Annotated in this window: 20 protein-coding genes and 1 pseudogene; 5 read left to right on the top strand and 16 right to left on the bottom strand. The window is 35.7% G+C overall.

All coding sequences use genetic code 11. The annotated features are described in order from the left end of the window. The first annotated feature begins 78 nt into the window (after positions 1-78). A complete protein-coding gene (gene serA, locus QE429_RS07340; protein ID WP_307285813.1) occupies positions 79-1,722 on the top strand; it encodes a phosphoglycerate dehydrogenase in 1,644 nt (547 codons plus the stop codon). A 42-nt stretch (positions 1,723-1,764) separates the two neighbouring features. On the opposite strand, the gene QE429_RS07335 is transcribed toward serA, so the two are convergent. Both QE429_RS07335 and QE429_RS07330 read right to left on the bottom strand, forming a co-directional pair. Further along, positions 1,765-2,892, bottom strand: coding sequence for an HAD family hydrolase (locus tag QE429_RS07335; protein ID WP_307285811.1), 1,128 nt, complete (start codon positions 2,890-2,892; stop codon positions 1,765-1,767). Between the two features lie 149 nt (positions 2,893-3,041). Next, on the bottom strand, positions 3,042-3,638 hold the full coding sequence (locus tag QE429_RS07330; protein WP_307285809.1) for a cell wall hydrolase: 597 nt from the start codon (positions 3,636-3,638) through the stop codon (positions 3,042-3,044). Between the two features lie 351 nt (positions 3,639-3,989). Between QE429_RS07330 and QE429_RS07325 the strand changes: the two genes are divergently transcribed. The 3 genes from QE429_RS07325 (at position 3,990) to QE429_RS07315 (ending at position 5,786) form a co-directional block, all read left to right on the top strand. Continuing rightward, the gene (locus QE429_RS07325) at positions 3,990-4,439 is read left to right on the top strand and encodes a Dps family protein (protein WP_307285807.1); all 450 of its coding nucleotides are present in this window, start codon (positions 3,990-3,992) and stop codon (positions 4,437-4,439) included. A gap of 113 nt (positions 4,440-4,552) precedes the next feature. Beyond that, positions 4,553-5,392, top strand: a complete 840-nt coding sequence (locus QE429_RS07320; RefSeq protein ID WP_307285805.1) for a hypothetical protein — start codon at positions 4,553-4,555, stop codon at positions 5,390-5,392. A 298-nt stretch (positions 5,393-5,690) separates the two neighbouring features. Next, a complete protein-coding gene (locus QE429_RS07315) occupies positions 5,691-5,786 on the top strand; it encodes a YjcZ family sporulation protein (protein WP_307285802.1) in 96 nt (31 codons plus the stop codon). Positions 5,787-5,827: 41 nt separating this feature from the next. On the opposite strand, the gene QE429_RS07310 is transcribed toward QE429_RS07315, so the two are convergent. Both QE429_RS07310 and QE429_RS07305 read right to left on the bottom strand, forming a co-directional pair. Beyond that, positions 5,828-6,238: a disulfide oxidoreductase gene (locus tag QE429_RS07310; protein ID WP_307285799.1), complete on the bottom strand. Its 411-nt coding sequence runs from the start codon at positions 6,236-6,238 to the stop codon at positions 5,828-5,830. A gap of 1 nt (position 6,239) precedes the next feature. Continuing rightward, positions 6,240-6,944 carry a DsbA family protein gene (locus QE429_RS07305; RefSeq protein WP_307285796.1) on the bottom strand — a complete coding sequence of 235 codons (705 nt, stop codon included), beginning with the start codon at positions 6,942-6,944 and terminating at the stop codon, positions 6,240-6,242. Between the two features lie 102 nt (positions 6,945-7,046). Between QE429_RS07305 and QE429_RS07300 the strand changes: the two are divergent. Then, positions 7,047-8,106 (top strand): annotated as a pseudogene (locus tag QE429_RS07300) (lactonase family protein). 49 nt (positions 8,107-8,155) lie between these two features. Here the strand turns inward: QE429_RS07300 and QE429_RS07295 are convergent. The 12 genes from QE429_RS07295 to QE429_RS07240 form a co-directional block, all read right to left on the bottom strand. Continuing rightward, entirely contained in the window at positions 8,156-9,253 is a 1,098-nt protein-coding gene (locus tag QE429_RS07295) for a GNAT family N-acetyltransferase (protein WP_307285793.1), read from the bottom strand. A gap of 204 nt (positions 9,254-9,457) precedes the next feature. Further along, positions 9,458-10,465: an ATP-grasp domain-containing protein gene (locus QE429_RS07290; protein ID WP_307285790.1), complete on the bottom strand. Its 1,008-nt coding sequence runs from the start codon at positions 10,463-10,465 to the stop codon at positions 9,458-9,460. Then, positions 10,462-11,739, bottom strand: coding sequence for a type III PLP-dependent enzyme domain-containing protein (locus QE429_RS07285; protein WP_307285788.1), 1,278 nt, complete (start codon positions 11,737-11,739; stop codon positions 10,462-10,464). Before QE429_RS07285 ends, QE429_RS07290 begins: the two co-directional genes overlap by 4 nt. A 10-nt stretch (positions 11,740-11,749) precedes the next feature. Next, a complete protein-coding gene (locus tag QE429_RS07280) occupies positions 11,750-12,616 on the bottom strand; it encodes a hypothetical protein (RefSeq protein ID WP_307285785.1) in 867 nt (288 codons plus the stop codon). Between the two features lie 29 nt (positions 12,617-12,645). Beyond that, positions 12,646-13,575 carry a beta-1,6-N-acetylglucosaminyltransferase gene (locus QE429_RS07275; RefSeq protein ID WP_307285782.1) on the bottom strand — a complete coding sequence of 310 codons (930 nt, stop codon included), beginning with the start codon at positions 13,573-13,575 and terminating at the stop codon, positions 12,646-12,648. A gap of 116 nt (positions 13,576-13,691) precedes the next feature. Further along, on the bottom strand, positions 13,692-14,819 hold the full coding sequence (locus QE429_RS07270; protein WP_307285778.1) for a glycosyltransferase family 4 protein: 1,128 nt from the start codon (positions 14,817-14,819) through the stop codon (positions 13,692-13,694). Positions 14,820-14,876: 57 nt separating this feature from the next. Beyond that, positions 14,877-16,418 (bottom strand): murein biosynthesis integral membrane protein MurJ, encoded by a 1,542-nt coding sequence (murJ, locus tag QE429_RS07265; protein WP_307285776.1) that lies wholly within the window; start codon positions 16,416-16,418, stop codon positions 14,877-14,879. Positions 16,419-16,443: 25 nt separating this feature from the next. Continuing rightward, a complete protein-coding gene (locus tag QE429_RS07260; RefSeq protein ID WP_307285773.1) occupies positions 16,444-17,562 on the bottom strand; it encodes a phosphotransferase in 1,119 nt (372 codons plus the stop codon). Further along, positions 17,534-18,838 carry an O-antigen ligase family protein gene (locus QE429_RS07255; protein ID WP_307285771.1) on the bottom strand — a complete coding sequence of 435 codons (1,305 nt, stop codon included), beginning with the start codon at positions 18,836-18,838 and terminating at the stop codon, positions 17,534-17,536. The genes QE429_RS07260 and QE429_RS07255 overlap by 29 nt, the downstream gene beginning before the upstream one ends. 47 nt (positions 18,839-18,885) lie before the next feature. Further along, positions 18,886-19,650 carry a tyrosine-protein phosphatase gene (locus QE429_RS07250; RefSeq protein WP_307285769.1) on the bottom strand — a complete coding sequence of 255 codons (765 nt, stop codon included), beginning with the start codon at positions 19,648-19,650 and terminating at the stop codon, positions 18,886-18,888. Between the two features lie 57 nt (positions 19,651-19,707). Then, positions 19,708-20,400: a CpsD/CapB family tyrosine-protein kinase gene (locus QE429_RS07245; RefSeq protein WP_307285766.1), complete on the bottom strand. Its 693-nt coding sequence runs from the start codon at positions 20,398-20,400 to the stop codon at positions 19,708-19,710. Continuing rightward, positions 20,390-21,127, bottom strand: a complete 738-nt coding sequence (locus tag QE429_RS07240) for a YveK family protein (protein ID WP_307285763.1) — start codon at positions 21,125-21,127, stop codon at positions 20,390-20,392. The genes QE429_RS07245 and QE429_RS07240 overlap by 11 nt, the downstream gene beginning before the upstream one ends. Positions 21,128-21,146 lie beyond the last annotated feature (19 nt).

Genomic DNA, 21,146 nt, shown 5'->3' with positions numbered 1-21,146 from the left:
AAGTGGCTGGAGCGCAAATCAACAGACAAGTTTTACAAAGCATATAAGAAAAACCAAATTTGAGGAGGCTTGGAGAAAATGTACAAAGTACTCGTAACAGATGGAATTAGCAACACGGGATTAAAAAGTTTATTGGAGCATCCTAATTTCGTTGTCGACCGACAACCCACTCTTCCTGTAGAAGAGCTAAAAACAATTATCGCTAATTATGACGCCCTGATTGTGAGAAGCCAAACAAAAGTAACTGATGAACTTCTAGCAGCGGCTACCCGGCTTCGTGTCATTGCTCGGGCAGGTGTTGGAGTAGATAATATTGATGTCAATGCAGCGACACGCAAAGGAATTATTGTCATTAATGCACCTGGTGCCAATACCATTGCAGCAACCGAACATACTTTAGCGATGATGCTTTCATTAGCAAGAAAAATTCCCCAAGCCCACAAAAAAACCTCTAATGGCGAATGGGATCGTAACTCCTTTAAAGGTGTAGAACTTTATAAGAAAACACTAGGTGTCATCGGGATGGGAAAAATCGGAACAGAAGTGGCCAAAAGAGCTAAGAGCTTTGGCATGAACATTTTAGGTTTCGACCCTTACCTGACAGAGGAACGGGCGCAGAAACTGGGGATAACAAAGGCAAGTTTAGATTTAATTGCCCAGGAATCAGATTTTATTACTATCCATACCCCTCTAACTAACGATACTAGAGGCATTATCAATGATGAGTACTTAAGCAAAACCAAAAAAGGCGTCCGCTTTGTAAACTGTGCTCGCGGAGGCATTATTGATGAAAAGGCACTAGTTAGAGCCATTCAATCTGGCCATGTAGCAGGAGCCGCGCTTGATGTGTTTGAAAAAGAGCCAGTAGCCGATCCAGAGCTATTGGAAAATCCAAATATTATCGTGACACCACATCTTGGTGCTTCTACAGTAGAAGCACAGGAAAAAGTAGCTCAAGAAGTAAGTGCAGAAATCATTGACATTTTTGAAACACAATCCATTCAACACGCAGTCAATATGCCGCAAATGTCCGGGGAGACACAAGCAAAGCTGCAGCCATATTTACTTCTTGGAGACCAAATGGGGCAGCTTGTCATCCAACTTTTAAACAAACAAGCACCAACCAAAATTGAAATCAATTATTATGGTGATTTGGTGAACGAAGATACCGAGCTTCTCACCCGGACCTTACTGAAGGGGATCTTATCATACCATTTAAGTGACTCCGTTAACTTGATTAATGCTCTTCACCTGCTAAAGGAACAGGGTGTTTCCTATAATGTAGTAAAAAATGCAACCAACAAAGGGTTTGCGAATTATATGGAGCTTAGCGTATCACAAGGAAATGATACTGCGAAGATTGGAGCAACGGTTCTCAATGGCTATGGTGCGAGAATTCTAAAAATTAACCAATACCGGATTGATGTGAAACCGGAAAAGTACCTCCTATATATTAAGCACCGTGACGTTCCAGGTATGATTGGAAAAGTGGGCTCATTATTAGGAGACCACAATATCAACATTGGTACCATGCAAGTGGGCCGGACAGAAGTAGGCGGAGAAGCCATCATGGTACTGACTCTTGATAAAACATTAAGTCCAAATGTAATCAGGGTATTAAAGCTGATCGATGGATTAAAAGAAGCACAAGTCTTGGAGTTAACTACAGTGGATACCTTTGAACCAGGCCAGGTAGAGCCTGAAAAAGTGGAAAGCATCTAAGATATAACAAAGAAGGGATTGCATGGCTGCAATCCCTCTTCTTTATTCTAAAATCCCTTTAATATCTAACACCGAATCTAAAATATAGTCCGCTTCTTGTTTTTCAAATTCACTTCTTGCGTCTTTTCCTGAGAGACCTGTTAGGACTGCAGCAAATTGACATCCCAACTGTCTGGCAGCCAGAAGGTCTGCCAACGAATCCCCGACAACTAATACCTCTTCCCCATTTTCTATAGGTAGAACTGTATTTAAACAGTCCAGTGCAGGTGTATCTTTCCCTTTTAGACCCATGATATATGTAAACGGATGAGGCTTTGAAAGTGATTTTGTTACTGGAAGCAACTGTTCCGCCTTAAGCACCTCATCAGCGGTCACAATCCGTTTTTCCTCAAAATACTGTAACCAATTTAAATGATGAAATGGCAGAATGGTTTCTAATTCCGGTCTTCCAGTCCCTATCCCAATCGTATATCCAGATGTGGTTAGATACTGAAACAGCTTACTAATTTCCTCCTTAGAAGCTAATGTTGTTTCATTAGCAAGGAATCCCTTTTTCCCTATTTGGACAGAGGGCCTTCCCGTAGAAGCAAGCACATGCTCATCTCCTACATACCATTCCTGTGAAACATGTTCACAAACAGACCATAGCTCACCTTTTAGGAAAATTGTAGTTTCCACTCCCACCTTTTCCTTTGCAAGCTTATTTAAATAGTCCAGTAGCTCTTGCTTCGTAGCCTCTGATCGCTTAAAATCCTCCAAAAATAAGCTGAAGTTTGTTTTCACTTCATAATTACTAAGGACCTTGCCCATTTCCAGCAGTGTTTCACGAGTAATGGGTGACTGACACCATTTCTTGATTTGATCAAGTTCATGCTCTTTGATTTGAGACAGCAGGTGAATTAGCTGATGGCTGAATGACAAATAGATCATGTCCCAGTTGGCGTTTAGGCCGCGTGATTTCATAAATTTAAGGACCTTGTCATTTACAAAAACATGTTCTCTTATTTCCTTTATTTCAGATGCAGTATAGTTTGTTTTAAATTTTTCAGGAGACAGACCCAAATAATTTTTGCTAGTTAGCATCTCCCACACCGTCAAAGCTGAAGCATCAAAATAGTGTTCCTCACTTAACAAGACACCATCGACGTCAAATAATATTGTTTTAACCAACTTCCCTTCCCTCATTTCCCATTCCGCTTTTATACGTTATCGTAACACAGCAAACCTCATTTCTTAAAGACATTTGATAAAAATAAGATGCTTTATTTTTACACATAATAAAAAAAGCTAACCAAATTGGTTAGCTTTTTAGTCAAGCATTATCTTGCAAAGCGGTGATTTCCGATTGTCACCGTTACTTGGCGTGAAGTGATCCATGAGCTTGTTGAAGTTTTAGGATTATAGAAGAATAAGGATCCATTCCCTTTACCCATTAATGCAATCGCTTCATTAACCGCTCTCTTAGATGCATTATCCGCAGGCTGATTAATCTGGCCGTTTGCTACCGGAGTGAAAGCATAATGGCCATTTGAAATTTGATAAATGACACTCTTCACCGTTGATGGGAAATCCGGGCTTTTTACTCGATTTAAAATAACTGTCGCTACAGCAACTTTACCGGCATATGGTTCACCTACTGCTTCAGCATGGACTAAACGTGCCATTAATTCTTTATCTGCTGGTGTAATTGGCGAATTAGGAATTAACATGTTTTGACCAGCATAAAGTGGCTTCGAATGATTTGTAGCCATTAAAGTATTAATAGGAACACCAAAACCTTTTGCAATCTTCCAATATGTTTCACCATATTGAATTTTATGAGTAGTAGTCGCCGCTTCTGTTTTTACATTAGACGTAAAGGCTGACATGGATAAAATTAACCCGGCTGCAATTACTATTTTTTTAAGTTTTTTCATGTAAGTACCTCCCGTGTTTGTCTGTCGTTTCTCTACTCCTAAGGCTATCAGTTGTAACATACTTATTCATTGTCCAAAAAGTGGAAACTCAATATCTAGTAAAACAATGCCCTACCTAATGCTGTTTCTCTACTAAATGGAATTTTATACCACACTTAATTTTTAACCCTAAAATTGGTTTTACTGGATATTTCGGGTCAACTTATTACAATTTGTTTCAGCCTGTAACATAAAAAATAGAACACAATGACTGGTTTTCACCACTTTCACAATAAATTCCTCAATTTCATGTTAGATGTCACTGGAAACTTGGGTATTATAAAAGGGAAAATAGAATTGGAGGCTTACTAAATGAAAAAAAATCAGTTAGTCGATGTTCTTAACAAACAAATAGCCAATTGGTCTGTCTTGTATATTAAATTACACAACTATCATTGGTATGTAAAAGGAGAACAGTTCTTCACCTTACACGCTAAATTCGAGGAATTCTATAATGAAGCTGGATTACACGTCGATGAATTAGCAGAACGCTTACTAGCAATCGGCGGCAATCCTGTTGCTACAATGAAGGAGTGCCTAGAGCTTGCTTCAGTTGAGGAAGCCTCAGGTAAGGAATCCGCATCTGAAATGGTTCAATCTCTTATAAATGATTTCTCGATCGTCATTGGTGAGTTAAAAGAAGGGATGAGCACCGCAGAGGAATTAGATGATGAAACAACTGGAGATATGCTTCTAGCTATTCATTCAGGTTTAGAAAAGCATGTTTGGATGCTAACTGCTTATCTTGGTAAACGAGTTTAAAACAAAGGACACCTTTCAAGGTGTCTTTTTTCTGTTATTATTGTTCCTTGTTGTCAGAATCTGTCGTAAACTGTACAATTTATTACAATGAATGGCAACTGGGGGGAATAACCATGAAAAAATGGATGTTTTTAATAGTAACCGTCTTGATCCTGACTGCGTGCACGCCTAAAGCTTATACTGAGAGCTTGGATGCAGGAAAGACTGCATTGAAAAAAGGGAACTACACTGAGGCGATAGACAAATTTGAAAATGCATTAGAAGAAAAAGAAACTGATGAAGCAAAAAATTTCCTTTCTGCGGCTAAAAGCATGCAGGAAAGTGTCACTCTCTATCATAAAGGGGATTTTGAGGCAGCCACTTATAACTTAAACAAACTCCTTCAGAAGAAAGCCACAAAGGAACTGATCAGCAAACAAGCCAATGCACTTATAAAGGAAATCCAACAGGCAAAAGCCCTTTCAGATTCAATGAAGGAAAAAATGATTAAAGGAAAGACCCTTTTAGAACAAGATCAATATGATCAAGCGCTAGCAGTATTTAAAGAGGTAGCCGAATCCAATCAATTTATTGAGATTTCATCCATTGAAAAGATGGCTAAAGATGCCTCCGAGCTTATGACTGAGGCTGCTGACAAGAAAAAAGTTGCCGATGTGGAAAAGCAGAAGCAAGAGGAAGCCAAACAAGCAGAAGAAAAAGCTAAGAAAGAACAGGAAGAAGCAAACAAACCACTTACCCATGAACAAGCAGAGGAATTAGTAAAAAAGCATCTTAACCTTTCTGAACAAAATATTAAAGTGGTTTATGACCATGATGCAGATAATGGGGATTACATTATTCATGTCTATGAATTTGTTGTTGATAACCCGCAAACTGGCGAAGGACATACCGCAACCTGGGGTTGGTACGGTGTGAACAAACAAACAAAAACCGTATATGATGCCATGCAATAAGAAAAGTGGAAGCGCCTCGATCAGCCCCGACAGACAAACGTTCTTCTGCAAAAAAAGTCGCTCTTTGACGTTTATTGCAGAAGGTTATTTGACCCGAGGGGCTAGGCGCTGGAACTGGACAATTCTCGAAATAGTTTTTCACAATATAATTATATATTGTGAAAAAAGGCTGACTCACGTGTAGGTTGCACTTCGAGTCAGCCTTTTTATTTTTCACTTTTTTAATCAACGTTTGTCCCTTTCACATCTAATACAACCTGCATACATTGTAATAGTTTAACAGGGGAGGTGATTCTCTATGTCAGACGGCAGACACCACAACAACAACGGTTTTGCTCTAATCGTTGTGTTATTCATCCTTTTAGTTATCGTTGGTGCAGCATATCTTTACTAATAATTAGCTACACCAAGAAAAGAGCGGTAAACCATTCGGTTTTACCGCTCTTTTTGGCTTTGTGCCAATAACACTAAACTCACTGTAATAATAGTGAACGCTACAAAGGCTAATAAAGGAATGGTAATAAAACCAAGCCAATTGATGTAATCTCTTGCGCAAGGTACACCAGATGTACACATTTCAAACTGCTGTAAATATGGAATCTTTTGCAACAGGGTATGATAGCCAGAGATCAGCATCCCGACTACAGACAATGGCAGCACATATTTATGTACTCCTATATCATTTCGGTAAACGGCTATTCCTAAGATAATCGCTAATGGATACATAAAGATTCTTTGATACCAGCAAAGTGTACACGGAATGTAGTGCAACACTTCACTAAAATATAAGCTTCCAAGCGTGGCAATAAGAGCAGCAACCCATGAAAGTAATAAAGATTTATTCATCTTATTTCCCCTTAGCGGCATCATCAACCATTTTTATTAGGTCATCGATTGTTTGTCCTTCAAACAACTTACCATTAACAAAAATAGTAGGTGTTCCTGTTACACCAAGTTTTTCTGCGTAATCCATATCCTTATTCCATGCATTCTCAGATTTCTTATCACGGAAGTTTTTAACTACTTTATCCACCTCATTGCTGTCGGCTACTTCTTTTAAAGTATCAGTCAAGAAAGACTCCGTAAAGATATCCATCTTTTCTTTTTCAGGCTCGGCTGGCTGCTTCTTATATAGAAGATCATGGAATTTCCAAAACTTATCGTTTCCAAGTTCCTGGTAAACAGATTCGGCAAATTTAGCAGAACGAATGGAATCGACATTGATAAAGGAATCATTCATGAAATAAAATTTTGCCTTACCGTTATCAACAAGTTCCTTTTGGATAATTGGCACAACCTGTTCAGTAAAGTTCTTACAATTTGGGCATTTGTAATCCCCAAATTCAATAATAGAGACAGGGGCAGACTTGTCTCCAAGAAACGGCTGATTGCTATAATCAATGGCTTCTTTTGTTTTAGACTCATCTTGTTTTGAATGGTTTCCAAGAAAGATAAATCCTAGAATAAAGGCAGCGGCAATTCCTACTACCCAAAAAACAAACTTAGAAGATGATTTTGGATCATTTTTTGTGTCCTTCTTTTTTGTTGCCATATTCAAACTCCTTTAAATGAAATATATTAGAAAATACTTTATAAATAATTATAGGATATTATAATAGAGGATACTAATTTTTTTACTTAAGGAGAAAAGAAAATGACAAATACGAATCAGTATTTAGGGTATATTGGCACATACACGAAGGGTGATAGCAAAGGAATCTACTCCTTTACCTTAAATACGAATGAAGGAAAAATAGAAAATGTAAAAGTGGCGGCAGAGCTGGAAAACCCTACATATGTAAATATTAGCAACGACAATCGTTATCTTTATTCGGTTGTAAAAGAAGGAAACAATGGTGGCCTTGCGGCTTTCTCAATCCTAAACAATGGTGAATTAACATCGATTAATAGAGATGTTTCCCCTGGTTCATCTCCTTGCCATGTTAGTGTGGATAGTCAGAATCGCTTTGTGTTTGGCGCAAACTACCATAAAGGATTGGTAGAATCTCATTTAATTAACATAGAGGATGGTTCTATATTACCTGCTGCTTCTATTATGATTCATGAAGGATCTGGTCCGGATCCAAGACAAGAAAAGCCGCATACCCACTATGCTGGGCTTACTCCAGATGAAAAATATCTTGCTGTAGTGGAACTAGGAATTGATGCCTTAATTACTTATGCGGTTAACAGTGACGGAACGCTAACAAAAGTAAAGCTGCTGCCACTAAAAGCTGGAAGTGGTCCAAGACATCTTGAGTTTCATCCGAATGGAACAATCGCTTATGTAATGACAGAGTTTAGTTCAGAAGTCATTGTCTTATCCTATCATGAAGAAAAATGGCCATTTTACGGAAAAGCAGTATATCTCCACACTTCCTGAAGGCTTTACTGAGAATAATCAGGGCAGTGCGATCCATATTTCTTCTGATGGACGTTTTGTTTATGCGGGGAATCGCGGGCATAACAGTATCGCTGTATTTAGTGTAAATCCAGAAACTGGAGAGTTAAGCTTTGTTGAACATGTACCTACTGAAGGAGATTGGCCGAGGGATTTTGCTCTAGATCCGAGCGAGAAGTTTGTTGTAGCTTCGAATCAAGAGTCGGGGAATCTTGTGCTTTATTCACGGGATGAGGGGACTGGCAGGTTAACGTTGATTCAGTCAGATATTTTGGTGCCTTATCCGGTTTGTGTGAAGTTTTTGCATGTGTAATTTTTTAAACGCTACAGCCATTTGTCTACGGACAGATGGCTGATATTTTTCAAGTTAAGTTGGATACAGATTTTCGAGGTAAGGAACGATATACTGGAAAAAAATGTTCATTTGCTTGTTCTCCATAAAATCTTTCCCACTGTTGGATCAACTGGTCATATTTAAATGGTTGATGAATTTTCTTTCCAATATAAAACGGCAGAAGACCATTCGGATTAAATCGATATTTAAATTGGAATAAAGAATCTCTACCTATATGTCCACCACCCAAATGAAATTTTACTAGTCCTGCATCTTTTCCCCATAAAGCCAATTTGTGAAGCAAATAACTGTTCACACCTAAGTGTAAAAATTGCTTTTGTGAACAGCCCAAATGGTAATGCAGAGAGTCCCCTTCGTACATACATACAGATGCTGCTACCATTTGATTCTCATAAAAAACAGCACCAACCATTGAATGATGCTTAAGTTGAGATAATAAATCTTGTATATATTGGGTAGAAAAATATGAATAGGTAGATGCATTTAGTTTATCCATGGTTTCTTTATATACTTGAAAGAAATCCTCTACTACTTCAAGCGCGTCTTCATTCTTAAAAATTTTAAACTCCATACCATTCTTTATTGTCTTTTTAATGTTTCTTTGATGGTTTTTGTGATGCTCATTAAAGATTTCTTCTTTGCTCTTTGTTAAATCTATATAAATAGTTTCTCGATCAAAAGATGCTTCTACAGACTCCCCCATGAATACTTGATTCTGTAATAACGGGTGGAAACGAATAAATTCACAAATAATATTCTCTATTTGACAATACGATTCAAACTCTTCCCTAAATTGCTTAACTATCTGTTCATCTTCTCTGTCATATAGTGGCCCCCCATAACCGTATGATGGAGTAATAATGTCATATACTTCCCCATCAAACAAATCATTGGCAAATGGTAAATCATTAATCTTCCTTTTTAGAAAAACATAACCTACCTTATTTCCTCTCTCATCTTCATAGAAAAATAAATGAGGATCTCCGTCCCCCATACATTGATATAAATTTGAATAGGAGTGGTGATAAAAAATATCTTTGTTGGAAAGAGTCCTTAGCTTTTCTTCCCAAACTGACTTCTGATTATAAGAAATGACCTCGTACATAATACTCCCCTTTTTATATAAGACTCTGTTAAACTAGCCTGTTGATTTCCGCTCCAGGCACGAGCGGTTCGTGGGTGTTTCGGCGAGCCTCCTCGGCGCTCACGCCTGCGGGGTCTCCCCTGAACCATACTCCCACAGGAGTCTTCGTGCCTTCCGCTACAATCAACAGGGTGTACAAATCAACACTATTCTTTAACACAGCCTTTATATTAACTCGTGTAATTGTTGGTCGTTTAGGATTTGATCTATTCCTTTTAAAATCAGGACATCATCAAACTTGATCATGACAGACCCATTCGAATAATTCCCAATATCTACTTGATTAGGAACACCCGCTAAATTGGTAAGTATATTTATAACAAAGTTTTGCCCTTCTTCGTGTGCATGTAAATATCCCCCTCCAAACCTGGGGTTTACTTCTGAAATGATGTATCCACGCTCTGTTTTAAAACAATCAATATCTACAGGTCCGATTGCATTTAGCTTACTTAATACCTGTTCAATAAGATGTATTAGTGCTGGATCATGAACGGATATAGATTTGTCGGTTTCTCCTGCCCTCATTTTTATTTTCTTTTTGCAAAAAATATTGGTGGTTTTATCATTTACAAGATCTACATAGCAATCAACACCATATTCCGTTCCTTGGATAAATGGCTGAGCAATCCATTCATCCGTTTCTTTCCATAGAGCGTATAGCTCCTCTGTCGAGTGAATAATAGAGATTCCTAGACTTGCACTTCCTTTTCTTGGTTTAAGTATTAATGGAAATTGAAGTTCATTCTTTTCGATGTCAGCAATGATATCCTCCATCTTTATATATGTGGGGATTGCAGGAAGGTGGTGTGATGTTAGAAATGTATAGGTTAGGAATTTATCAAAACAAATGTTTATCACATCTTTGTTTGAAACAATTACTTTTATATTCTCTTTTTCAAACTCGTCAATATGTTCAGCTAGAAGGCTTAATTCAGGATCAATCAGACTTAACACTCCATGAATATTGTGCTTTTTGCAAATTTGTTTGATGTGCGAGATATACTCTGGATCGGTAATGCGGGGAACGATCTCTGCTTTGTCAGCAAGGTACAAGGCCGGTGCTGATGAATCACAATCTGCTGCTACCACCTTTCCCCCTCTCTTCTGCAACTCTTCCTTAAAATATTTGACCAATTTAACTCTTCTACCAGCACTGCATAGTAATATATTCATTTTGGCACCTCAGTCCTTGGTTTTTTAAATACATAAAGATCTTCATTAAAAAATTCTTTCATGCTTTCCTTTTTACGAATGATATAGAATTCTTCATTTTCAAAGGCCACAATTCCCGGTCTTTCTTTTATAAATGGCGGATTAAAAACAATGGTATATGCACCCACATTCTCGAAAATAACATAATCATCTTTGATTGGTAATTGCCCAACTAGTTCATATCCCAAATAATCCTTCTCCATGCAGGTATAACCGACTATATTATAAGTTGCATGGGGGGTACTATCAGGATGTTGGAACACTAAACGCATAGGAAGATTTCGTTTATGCATGGTAGGTTTAACGTTGTGGACACTGCCATCAATAAGTACAAAATATTTGTCTTGTACCTTTTTCGTCTCTATTACTTTTGAGATAAAGGTAAATGCATTGGCTACCATTGAGATGCCGGGTTCTACTATTAAATATGGTTTTCTTCCTTGCTCTTCAAATTCAATGTTCATAATATGACAAACCGTTTCAGCATAATCCTCAAAACTAGGAGCTTTCAATTTAAAGGATGCTGGAAGTTCTCCATAGATGCCTCCTCCTATGTCAATATACTCCACTGAATCGGGGATATATTGCTTTGCCAGTTCACATAGTTTCCTCGTAATTGTCCCATAGGTCTCCACTTTTCTTTCTCTCGTAGAGAAATGTCCATGTAATCCTACGATTTGGATATTTTCACATTCCTTAAGCCTTTGTACAGCAGAATGAAAGCTCCCATTTGAAACACAGAATCCAAATCTACTGACCTCGTAACCTTCCTGTAGTGGACTTTCACCATTACTTGAAAGATCAAAATTCACACGTAAACCTACTTTTACCGGCTTGAGTTTGTTCTTTAAGCAATAGTTCTTTACATACTCTATTTCATAGAATGAATCCAGGTTTAAGGTACTTTCATTTTCTAAAGCTGTTTCAATATCTTCAGACATTTTCAATGGTCCATTAAAAATAATATTTTGTGGATTCACCCCTATTTTTACCGCTAAGTCATACTCCAATCTTGAGACCACTTCAGCATATGCCCCTAGTTGGTCCAACTCTTTACATAAGTAAGGTAAATAGTTTGTTTTATACGAATATCCAATAATAAAATTCTGATATCTACTTCTAAATGCATGGTCTATCTTTTGGTAATTTCTTTTCAATTTATTTACATCTAATAAGAAAAAAGAAGACCCAAACTCTGCGTTTAAGCCTTCCATCTGTTCATATGCTAAGTCCATGTTTCCACCTCTAACATTCATGACTATCATATTTGTAGTTCATATTTTTCACTGACCCAAAGTTTTTGCTGAATTTATATTCAGAACTATTTCTCCATTTTATAAATAATGGAATAAGTCCTACCTTCCCTAAAAGGCTATTAGAGTAAAAGATCCTTGAATCAAAACCAGTAACTGGTCCGAATTCTAGTTTGAATTGATTTACGTTTTGCCCCTCATTGTCCTCTTTATTTAATATTTTTCCACCAAAGTTATACCACTTACATCCTTTTTCTTTAAAACTCAGGATATCTTTCCAGTGTAAATATCTATTGGCTCTTCCTATTAAGTTACGAAAACCTGAATCCTCGATATTATAACGTGTTGAAGCAGAGTAGATTAAATACCCTTGTTGTTCCTCTTTCTGATAAACATGATAGCAAAGGACGTTACCATTCTTATCAGTAATAAATGAAATGATTAATGCCCCTTGGTCTCTCAATGCCTTGAGTTTATTTTCATCACATGACCGAATGTTTCTTTCTTTCGCAAATGGGTTAAAAAACAGTTTGAATTCCTCAATCTCAGTATCTGATGGATTGGATCGTTCAAAGTAAAGCAATTCGTCTCTATTCATAGCTCTGTTAATTTTATACCTGGTATTTTTGTGTATTTTGCTATAAATCAGATTTTCATCTTCTTCCAAATCAATCAAGTAATTAGGAATTAAAAGTCGGAATGAAAACTTTTTTTTATTTAGTTTAGAATTCTCAAGTGGAGAAAACAAAAGCTCAAAACGGATGATTATATCCGGTTTCATCTTTTGTGTACCAATAGTTCCAGTACCAATCTCTTCACAAATTTGGAAAATACTTCTCTTATAATTCAAACTTAACATATTAAGCCTCCCATTTTCTCAAACACATATTAATAGGCTTGATTTAGACTGTCTGCTTTTCCTTTAGCAAAGCTAACCTTATTAACAAAATATTCAATAACGGAACGATCAATAGTTTCGTCAAACTTCCTTGCAAAATAATGATTTGAATTCTCTATTAAGCCAATATCCTTACTAGTTAGATATACTGGAGAATTTCTTTCACTAAGTGTTTCTCCCATTCTTAAATACAATAAATTATTATTCGCAACATCATATTTAAAGTGTGAATTCATAATCAAGGTATGGAAAAACCATTCATCAGGGGTATAAGTATTCTTAAAATATTGGAGGTACCATGTATTACTATCTAAAAATTCAACGATATAACTTGCAACAGAAGTGGGTATGGTAAACCATTGTGAGCCGCAATAAAAAGAGTATTCCTTAGGCCAATAATTTGTATTAGGAAATAAATTGATTCCTTTATCATATAAAGCTTTGATTGTTCTTCTGTACATTCTATATGGATGTGCTGTAGTATACCTTCTCCTTGTGATTTTCGGCCAATTGATTCTCATTGCCCCTTCATTTTTCCATGAAATATTCATAAAATCCATGAATATGGTTTTACTATTTTTCAACAAAAAATCTTTAAATCCATTTTTTACAAGTAAATCTTGACCACTTCTTAAGCAAACAAAATCATACTTATTATTGGTAGCTAATACTGTCCTTAACAATAGGACGGTCGTTTCAACTTGGCTTATATGCCCCCATTCACAAATGATACTTTCTTGCAAAACTTTAACATTTGGCCTTGAGATAATTTTTTTACTCACCTCTTCAAAATTCCGCTTATCAATATGAATAAATATATCAGCTTGGTCCTCTGAAATCAGTTGTTCAATAAACTTATTCACTTGCTCAGGATTTTTATGGATTTGTAAAATATAAGCAGTTCGTGGAGAAGTATTCATTTAATATCACTCCTTATAGTTTTCCATTTATATGAAAACAAACAAAACATTCATTATAATGAACGTCATACCAAAAAAATAACGGTAATGAATTACCCTTACTCCACTGTACAAAATTAGATTATATTCGAGTATATATGTTTCATTTCCTCCATAACATGTTCAAGTGAATATCTTTGAATAAGTTCCTTATTTTTCTCGGCAAATTTATCTCTTAATTTTCTTGAAAGACAAAGTTCCTCAATCGCATTCGCACATGCTAACGCATCATTACCATCGACCACAAGCCCATTTTCACCATTTGAAATTAAGTCTCTATTTCCTCTGCAGTCTGTCACGATTACTGGTAATCCTGCAGCCATCGCCTCCATAACATTAACTGGGAGCCCTTCCTGCCTTGATGTCGAAACAGCAAGATCTGACATTGCCATTAGCCTATGAATATCTTGGCGAAACCCTAAAAATTCTACATTTTTTTCCACATCTAGTTTTTGAACTAACTGTTTATAGAAATGTAATTGATCACCTTCGCCAACAAGTAATAGTCTAATATTTTTTATCTTCTTACTTACATGGCTAACTGCCTCTATTAATAAATCTTGGTGCTTTCTATAACATAGTTCTCCAACATTAATAATGATAAAATCTTCTAAATTAAAATCATATTCTCTTCGTAATTCGTTTTTTTCTTGAGGCGTATGCGGCTTAAATCTATTCAAATTGAGGCCAACACCGTGTACTTTATAAACAGAATTTCGTCTTCGTAATTTTAGTTTTTTTGCTGAGAAAAAATCTTCATCGTTCATGGTTATAATTCCATCTGTCCATTTTGCAGCAATCTTTTCTAGCGTATAATAGATCATCCAATTCATCTTCGGAGCTCCGTTAAAAAAGTGAAACCCATGTGCAGTATAAAGCATAGTGACTTCTTTCATATTTTTACATGCCCAACGTGTTATTAATGAAGCAACCGGTGCATGTACGTGGACTAATTTATACCCCTCTATAGAGATTATTTTTTTTATTTCTTGAAACGCCAAAATGTTATTCTTGTTAAATGGGTTCCGTTGAAATTTAACATGATGAGTTTTACATCCTAGTTTGATTAATTCCGGACTAATCTCTTTATCCTGATTAAATGCAATTCCCACCTCATTCCCTTGCTCGACTAAGGCTTTGATATGTGGAATTAAAAACGCATTAATCATATTGGAAATCGTGGCAACATATAAAATTTTCACCATTTGACTCCTCTTTTCAGCAAATATTTGTCCTTCCTCTGCACATGCCACTCTAATTTATTATTTAGCTGCTTCGGTTTCTTTTATTGGTCTAAACTTCTCTTTTAATTCCTTGAAAATCATTTGTACTTCCTGAATTCTCAATAAAAAGATGATTATAAAATATACTGTGGCACCCACTGCTACAGAGAGTATTAGGGAGACATCAAGACTAAACTTATTAAGTAGTAAATGATAAATAAATTTACTTAATCCCCCCATTGCTAATGATGCGATTAATATTTTTATAAAAGAAAATGACACTTTGGTTAGACCTAGACTCCCTATTCTTTTCCTAAGATTGAACAATAATAGTAGTGTACAAAATATGGTTGAGATACTGGTAGCAAGGGCTAGGCCCCCAATTCCTAAATACTTGGACAATATTAAATTAAGAATAATATTTAAAACCATAGCAATGGCAGCATTTATCATAGGAGTTCTGGTATCCTGAAGAGAATAAAAGGTATTTGCTAATGTTTCTCTATGACTTAAACCAACAATACCTATCGAAAAATAAAACAGCGCACTAGATGTCATTCTCAGTGCCTCATGGTCAAAACTCCCTCTACCATATAAAAACTCAACGATTGGTCTTGCAAAAATCATACATCCAACAACTGCAGGCAATACAAGGATATTAACAGCACTAATTGCCCCTGATAATACTGTTTTCAGCTCTGAAATATTATTTTCTGCAGATAATTTAGATAATTTTGGGTATAGCACAGAACTAATAGATAATACAAAAATTCCAATAATAACAACACTTAATGTACTTGCATAATTTAATGCGGCAATTCCACCTGGAGCGATTTTGGAAGCTAATGTACGATCAATTAATAAATTGATTTGTATAACAGAAGTGCCTAAAATTGCTGGTAATGCGAGGATGGCCATTTTCTTAATATTTTCATCTTTAAAGTTCAATCTTGGTTTATATCTATAGTTACTTTTATAACTAAAAATAAACAGAAGTAAAAATTGGGAGAAGATTGCTATTAGACTTCCCACGGCTAATAATGTATAGCTCCCCTCGCGCGAACTAGCATATATTGAAGCTACCATAATTACATTCGCCGGTAGTCCCATAAGTGTAGGAATAATAAATAAACCTTTTATTTGGAGATAGGCTAAAAAAACATAATTTAATCCAGAAAAATAAACTCCTATTAAGGTGATTTTTGTAAATTTCACTGTTAATTCTAATGTTTCTCCTTTAAATCCAGAAGCAAATAATTTGACAATAGACTCTGTAAAAATCATTCCACCAATAAAAATAATCGTACATATTAGAAATACAAAGTTAATTACATTATTGGCATAATTATTCGCTCGTTCTGTTCCATCACTACTTTCAATTCGGGTATACATAGGAATAAAACCAACAGATATCCCTTTTCCGATAAAGGAAAATATAACAATAGGTATTGTCAAGGAAATTAAATAAACATCACTGATTGATGAGGCACCATAAAAATAAGATAATACAATATCTCTTACAAATCCTAGAATTTTTGAAACAATGGTTACTAGCATTAAAATAGCAACTGTTTTTTTCATGTTCACCGCCCACTAATCCTATTCATTATACTGTCATTAATTTTCTCTCCTGTTTTTTTTCCTTTAGCTTCATCCTTTCGATTAATCTTTTACATTGTTGGGTGAAATGCTGTTGATCTGTCCTATTGAGATAAACGACACGTTCTGTAAAGAAATTGAGGAAATAAATCATAAAATAATCCAGTCTTAATTTTTCATCAAACTTTAAATTAATGAAGGAAAACAATATCTCAAAATAATGGTCGTAATCACCATCAATATACTTTTGAAAATAAAGATGATTATTATTCACATATACTTCAAGCCACATCAGATTAAATACATCATAGAAAAATAGATATTCTCTCGAATATTCCCAATCTATAAAACAAGTGTGGCGCGTATCTCCCTTTACTAGTAAGGTATTTGCTGTCCATAGATCACCATGCAACTGTATGCACGGAAATTGAACTGACCACAATACTGGGCTAATTAAATCCTTAATAATTTTGATATTTGGCTTTGTAGCCCTTGAATGTAATAATTTTTGTGGACTGGTAAATGAGTGAATTCCCTTGTCTATACAATCTTTAAAATAGGTAATATTCCGTTGAAAAACATCTTCCATTACAAACAAGTAGTCTTCTTCAACCCAAGCATGGTTTTGTGTAAAATTAACCATCTCCTCCATAATAAGGAGTTTTTCAGAATCAGAATGTAATATCTTAGGCATTGGAAAAAACTGGTTAAACCGATAATAATTATTGAGAACAGATTGATATTCTTGTTTGTTTGAGAAGATGGAAAGGACTTTATTTCTAGATATGTCAAAAATTTTACTGTCATTGTAGCCATTTGAGCTTCTTACTGGCCTATATATAGATCCTGAAAAATCCATACTTTTTTCTGGTTGTTCACTAATTGATACCTTTTTTCTAAATAGTGTATTTCTTAATAAAAATATATAAAATTTAATAGAAGGCTGATAATAATTATTTTGGAAGATTTGAAAGGCTCTATTCTTCGTGAATGAATCATTTCTAATTAGATATTTAATAGAGTTATCATATATGTATGTCCCTTCACACATATATTTTGTATGTCTATAAAACCCCTCAATTATTGCCGTCTTTCTTTTAAGATACAGGTACATCTTTTTTAGCATGTTTTTCCCCCGTCTTTTGCCAAATTTGTTTCATATCTAAAGAAGCGCCAAGTGCTCCAAATACCAACCAAAGGATCCGGGCATTGTTTAATGAAATTGCCATTGAGCCAATTAAAAGGATGATGATAATATCCCTTAAGATCAAGTTCCTATCATATTCTGCCGTATTGATCTTAATGGTGGCTTTTCCAAGCATAAAAAGAACATAACTAAAGAATAGAAAGGCTAAGGGGATTCCCCACTCAGCAGAAAGCTGTAAAAAGGTATTATGAGAGATATCACTTTCATGAAACATTTCAATTGCAATATGCCTGTAGGTCCCAATCCCAACTCCAAGTATGGGAGAAAATTGTATAATTTGTACAGCGACTTTCCATGTAACATTCCGTCCAGAACCATTTTCCGAGAATGCCCCGCTAAAATTTGTAAATAAAAGCTCAACTCTAGAAAATGATGGTATGCTTGCACTTAAGATGCCTACTAAATTATGCAAGTAACTAAAGATAAGTGGGACAACAGCAATTAATAGAACAACACCAAATAACTGTCCAACCACAGCAAGTGCGTGTTTCCTTTGTGTAAAAACATATTCGATAAATCTAAAAAACATATAGCCAGTAAAAGTAATAATGCCTGTTTTTGATCCGGATATTAGGACAGCTAATGCCACAATGAAACCTGCAGCCCATTTATATCTCATTTTAATGGATTTTTCTCTTGTTAAATAAACTAGTGCCGTGATCTGCAAGACAGAAAAATAATTGGGATCTATCATTAACCCCCTATATCTGACACCACCATAGAACAATATATCTGAAAAAACATGAATATTCAGTGTCGTGAATACAACTCCTAATCCGCCTATGAAAATGCCAAAGTAAGAGTACCATTTTACAACATCTTCCATTAGATCGTTTCTAGACAAATTATAACCAAAAATAAAGTAGACTAATATTGCGACCAATTTAGAGTAATCACTAAAAATTCCCATAGGATCTGGTGTATACATTAATTTTAAAGGTATAAAAAATACTGATGTAATAAGTACAACAATAGAAACGACAACAAAATAGATAACCGGAATTATGGGAATCGACAATCGATTATGTAAAACTAAGACAGTAAATATGAGGATGCAAAACAAATCTGCAAATGAAATATTTATACCGAATATCACTTGAGACTGATGAAGCAAAATAGCCATGCAAAAGATGGCTATCGTAAACAATATATGACTATTCTTCGGGCTATCAATTGCTTCAAGTGAATAGTTCACCCCTCAACTACACCTTCCTTCTAGTTTTATATAAAAATATATTATTGTTAAAAGATACCTAAATATTTCTTCCTTATTGGCACGGGTTTCTCTATTTGAGGGTGTTGACCTCGTAGGAGATATTCTGCGTTTTCTTGAAAATAGAAGGAGCGATCGACACCAAAAGATTTTGAGATGGCATCATATGCCTCCTTAAGAGAAAAACTTCTTGTAGAAATATTATGAGCATCAGAAGCAATGAAATGAATTAAATGATGTTCAATAAGCTGCTCAGAAAATAGTTTCACTTTTTTCCCAAAACGCCCCAGAATACTACCAGCTGTAAGCTGAGTTAATGCCCCCTCTTGTACTAAATCTTGTAGGAGATGTTTGTTCTCTAAAAATCCCTTATTTCTCTCAGGATGAACAATGATTGGTATAATTCCCCTTAATAACAACTCATAGACGATCTCTTGTGTGTAGCTTGGAACTTCACCAAATGGAAGTTCAACTAATAAATATGATCCATTATTGTCAAGAGTCAATATCTCGTCACTTTTAATGGATTGAATTAACATACGATGGATCCGTAATTCCTGAGCAGAATGCACGATAAGCGGAATCTGTTCCTGCTCAAGTTGTTGATTGAATGCCTGAATAGCATTCAAGATATTATTTTTTGTATTTTCATAACGTCCATCCAAGTGATGTGGTGCAGCAAAAAGATGGGTAATTCCTAAACTAACTGCTTGCCTCGCCATTTCTATGCTGCTAATTAAATCAGGAGGACCATCATCGACACCTGGAAGAATATGACAATGTAAATCGATCAAACTAGAAGTCCTCCCATATTAATAGATTTATAATGATTCATGGTTGAGCTTTTTCAACTACACGTAGTTATAAATGTAACCACCATTTTTGGAATCGACACCGTTTATTACCACACCAAGCATGTTGGCGTTTGCTTTTTCTAACAGGTACTTAGATTTCATCGCCGCTTCCTTACGGGTTTTCCCACTGGACACCACCAAGATTGCCCCATCACACTTATTTGCCATAATTTGTGAATCCGGTACGGCAAGTATGGGTGGTGTATCAAAAATGACAAAATCAAAAGTAACTTTAAGCTCGTTGATCATCGTTTCCATTGCATTCGAATCCAAAAGTTCAGATGGGTTTGGGGGGATGACCCCACATGGTAATACATCTAAATTTGGAATATTAGTCCTTGATATCACGTCTTTAATACTCTTTTCTTTTGTTAGGACGCTGGTTAAGCCTTCCAAATTGCTGATGTAAAAAGCGTAATGAACAGAAGGTTTTCTTAAATCAGCGTCAACCAATAACACCCTTTTCCCTTGTTGAGCCAAAACGATGGCCAGATTTGCTGATGTGGTAGACTTTCCATCGGCTGGTTCAGGTGAAGTTACTACTATAGATTTGATTTCTTTATCAACAGAGGCGAAATTAATATTATTTCGAATTTGTCGATATTGTTCAGTAATAGGAGATTTGGTATTGAAATAGGCAATAAGATTTACTGAACCTTTCCCTTTACTGTTTTTTTCTTTACGAGGCAACAGTTTCACTTCCCATCTCTTTATTGATTGAAGACATATTACCTTTGTTTTCACTTTTAGACATTTTAGGAATCGATCCTAGTACTGGCATTCCTAATAACTCTATGACGTCTTGATCATCCTTTAATGTGTTATCCAAGTAATCGACTAAAATCGCTATTCCTACACCCAACAATAAGCCAATTACTACAGCAATCGTAATATTTAATAATGGTTTAGGTTTTACGGGAACAGGGTCCTTCTTTGGACTTGCCTTCGCAATTATACTCACGTTGTCAACCTTCATAAGCTTCTGAACTTCCACTAGAAATGTTTTTGACACGGTATTAGCAATTAAAGCTGCCATAACTGGATCAGAATCTTCAATCGTCAACGAAAAAACCTGTGAATTTTCTTGACTGGTTACTGTAATATTTTTAGTAAGTTGCTCGACACTTTGAGAAAGCTTTAACTTTTCTATTACTTTGTCTAAGATGACTGGACTTTTCACAATCACACTATAGGTATTAATTAAATCGACATTGCTTTGTAATAAAGATGTATCCATTTGGTCCTGAGCATTTCTCTGGTTAACAAGAATTTGTGTAGATGCCTGGTATACAGGTGTGAGTACAAAATAAGAAATGACCCCACTAAGCGTGGTAGCCGCCAATGTAACGAGTACAATTAACTTCCAGCGTTTTTGCAGCGTTTTAAACATATCAGTTAATCTGATTGTTTTATCCATAATAGCCTCCGATAAAGTA

The organism is Bacillus sp. SORGH_AS_0510 (genome assembly GCF_030818775.1).
GTDB lineage: Bacteria > Bacillota > Bacilli > Bacillales > Cytobacillaceae > Neobacillus.
The sequence above is the reverse complement of the archived record's forward strand: the minus strand, read 5'-3'. Positions and strand labels throughout refer to the sequence as shown.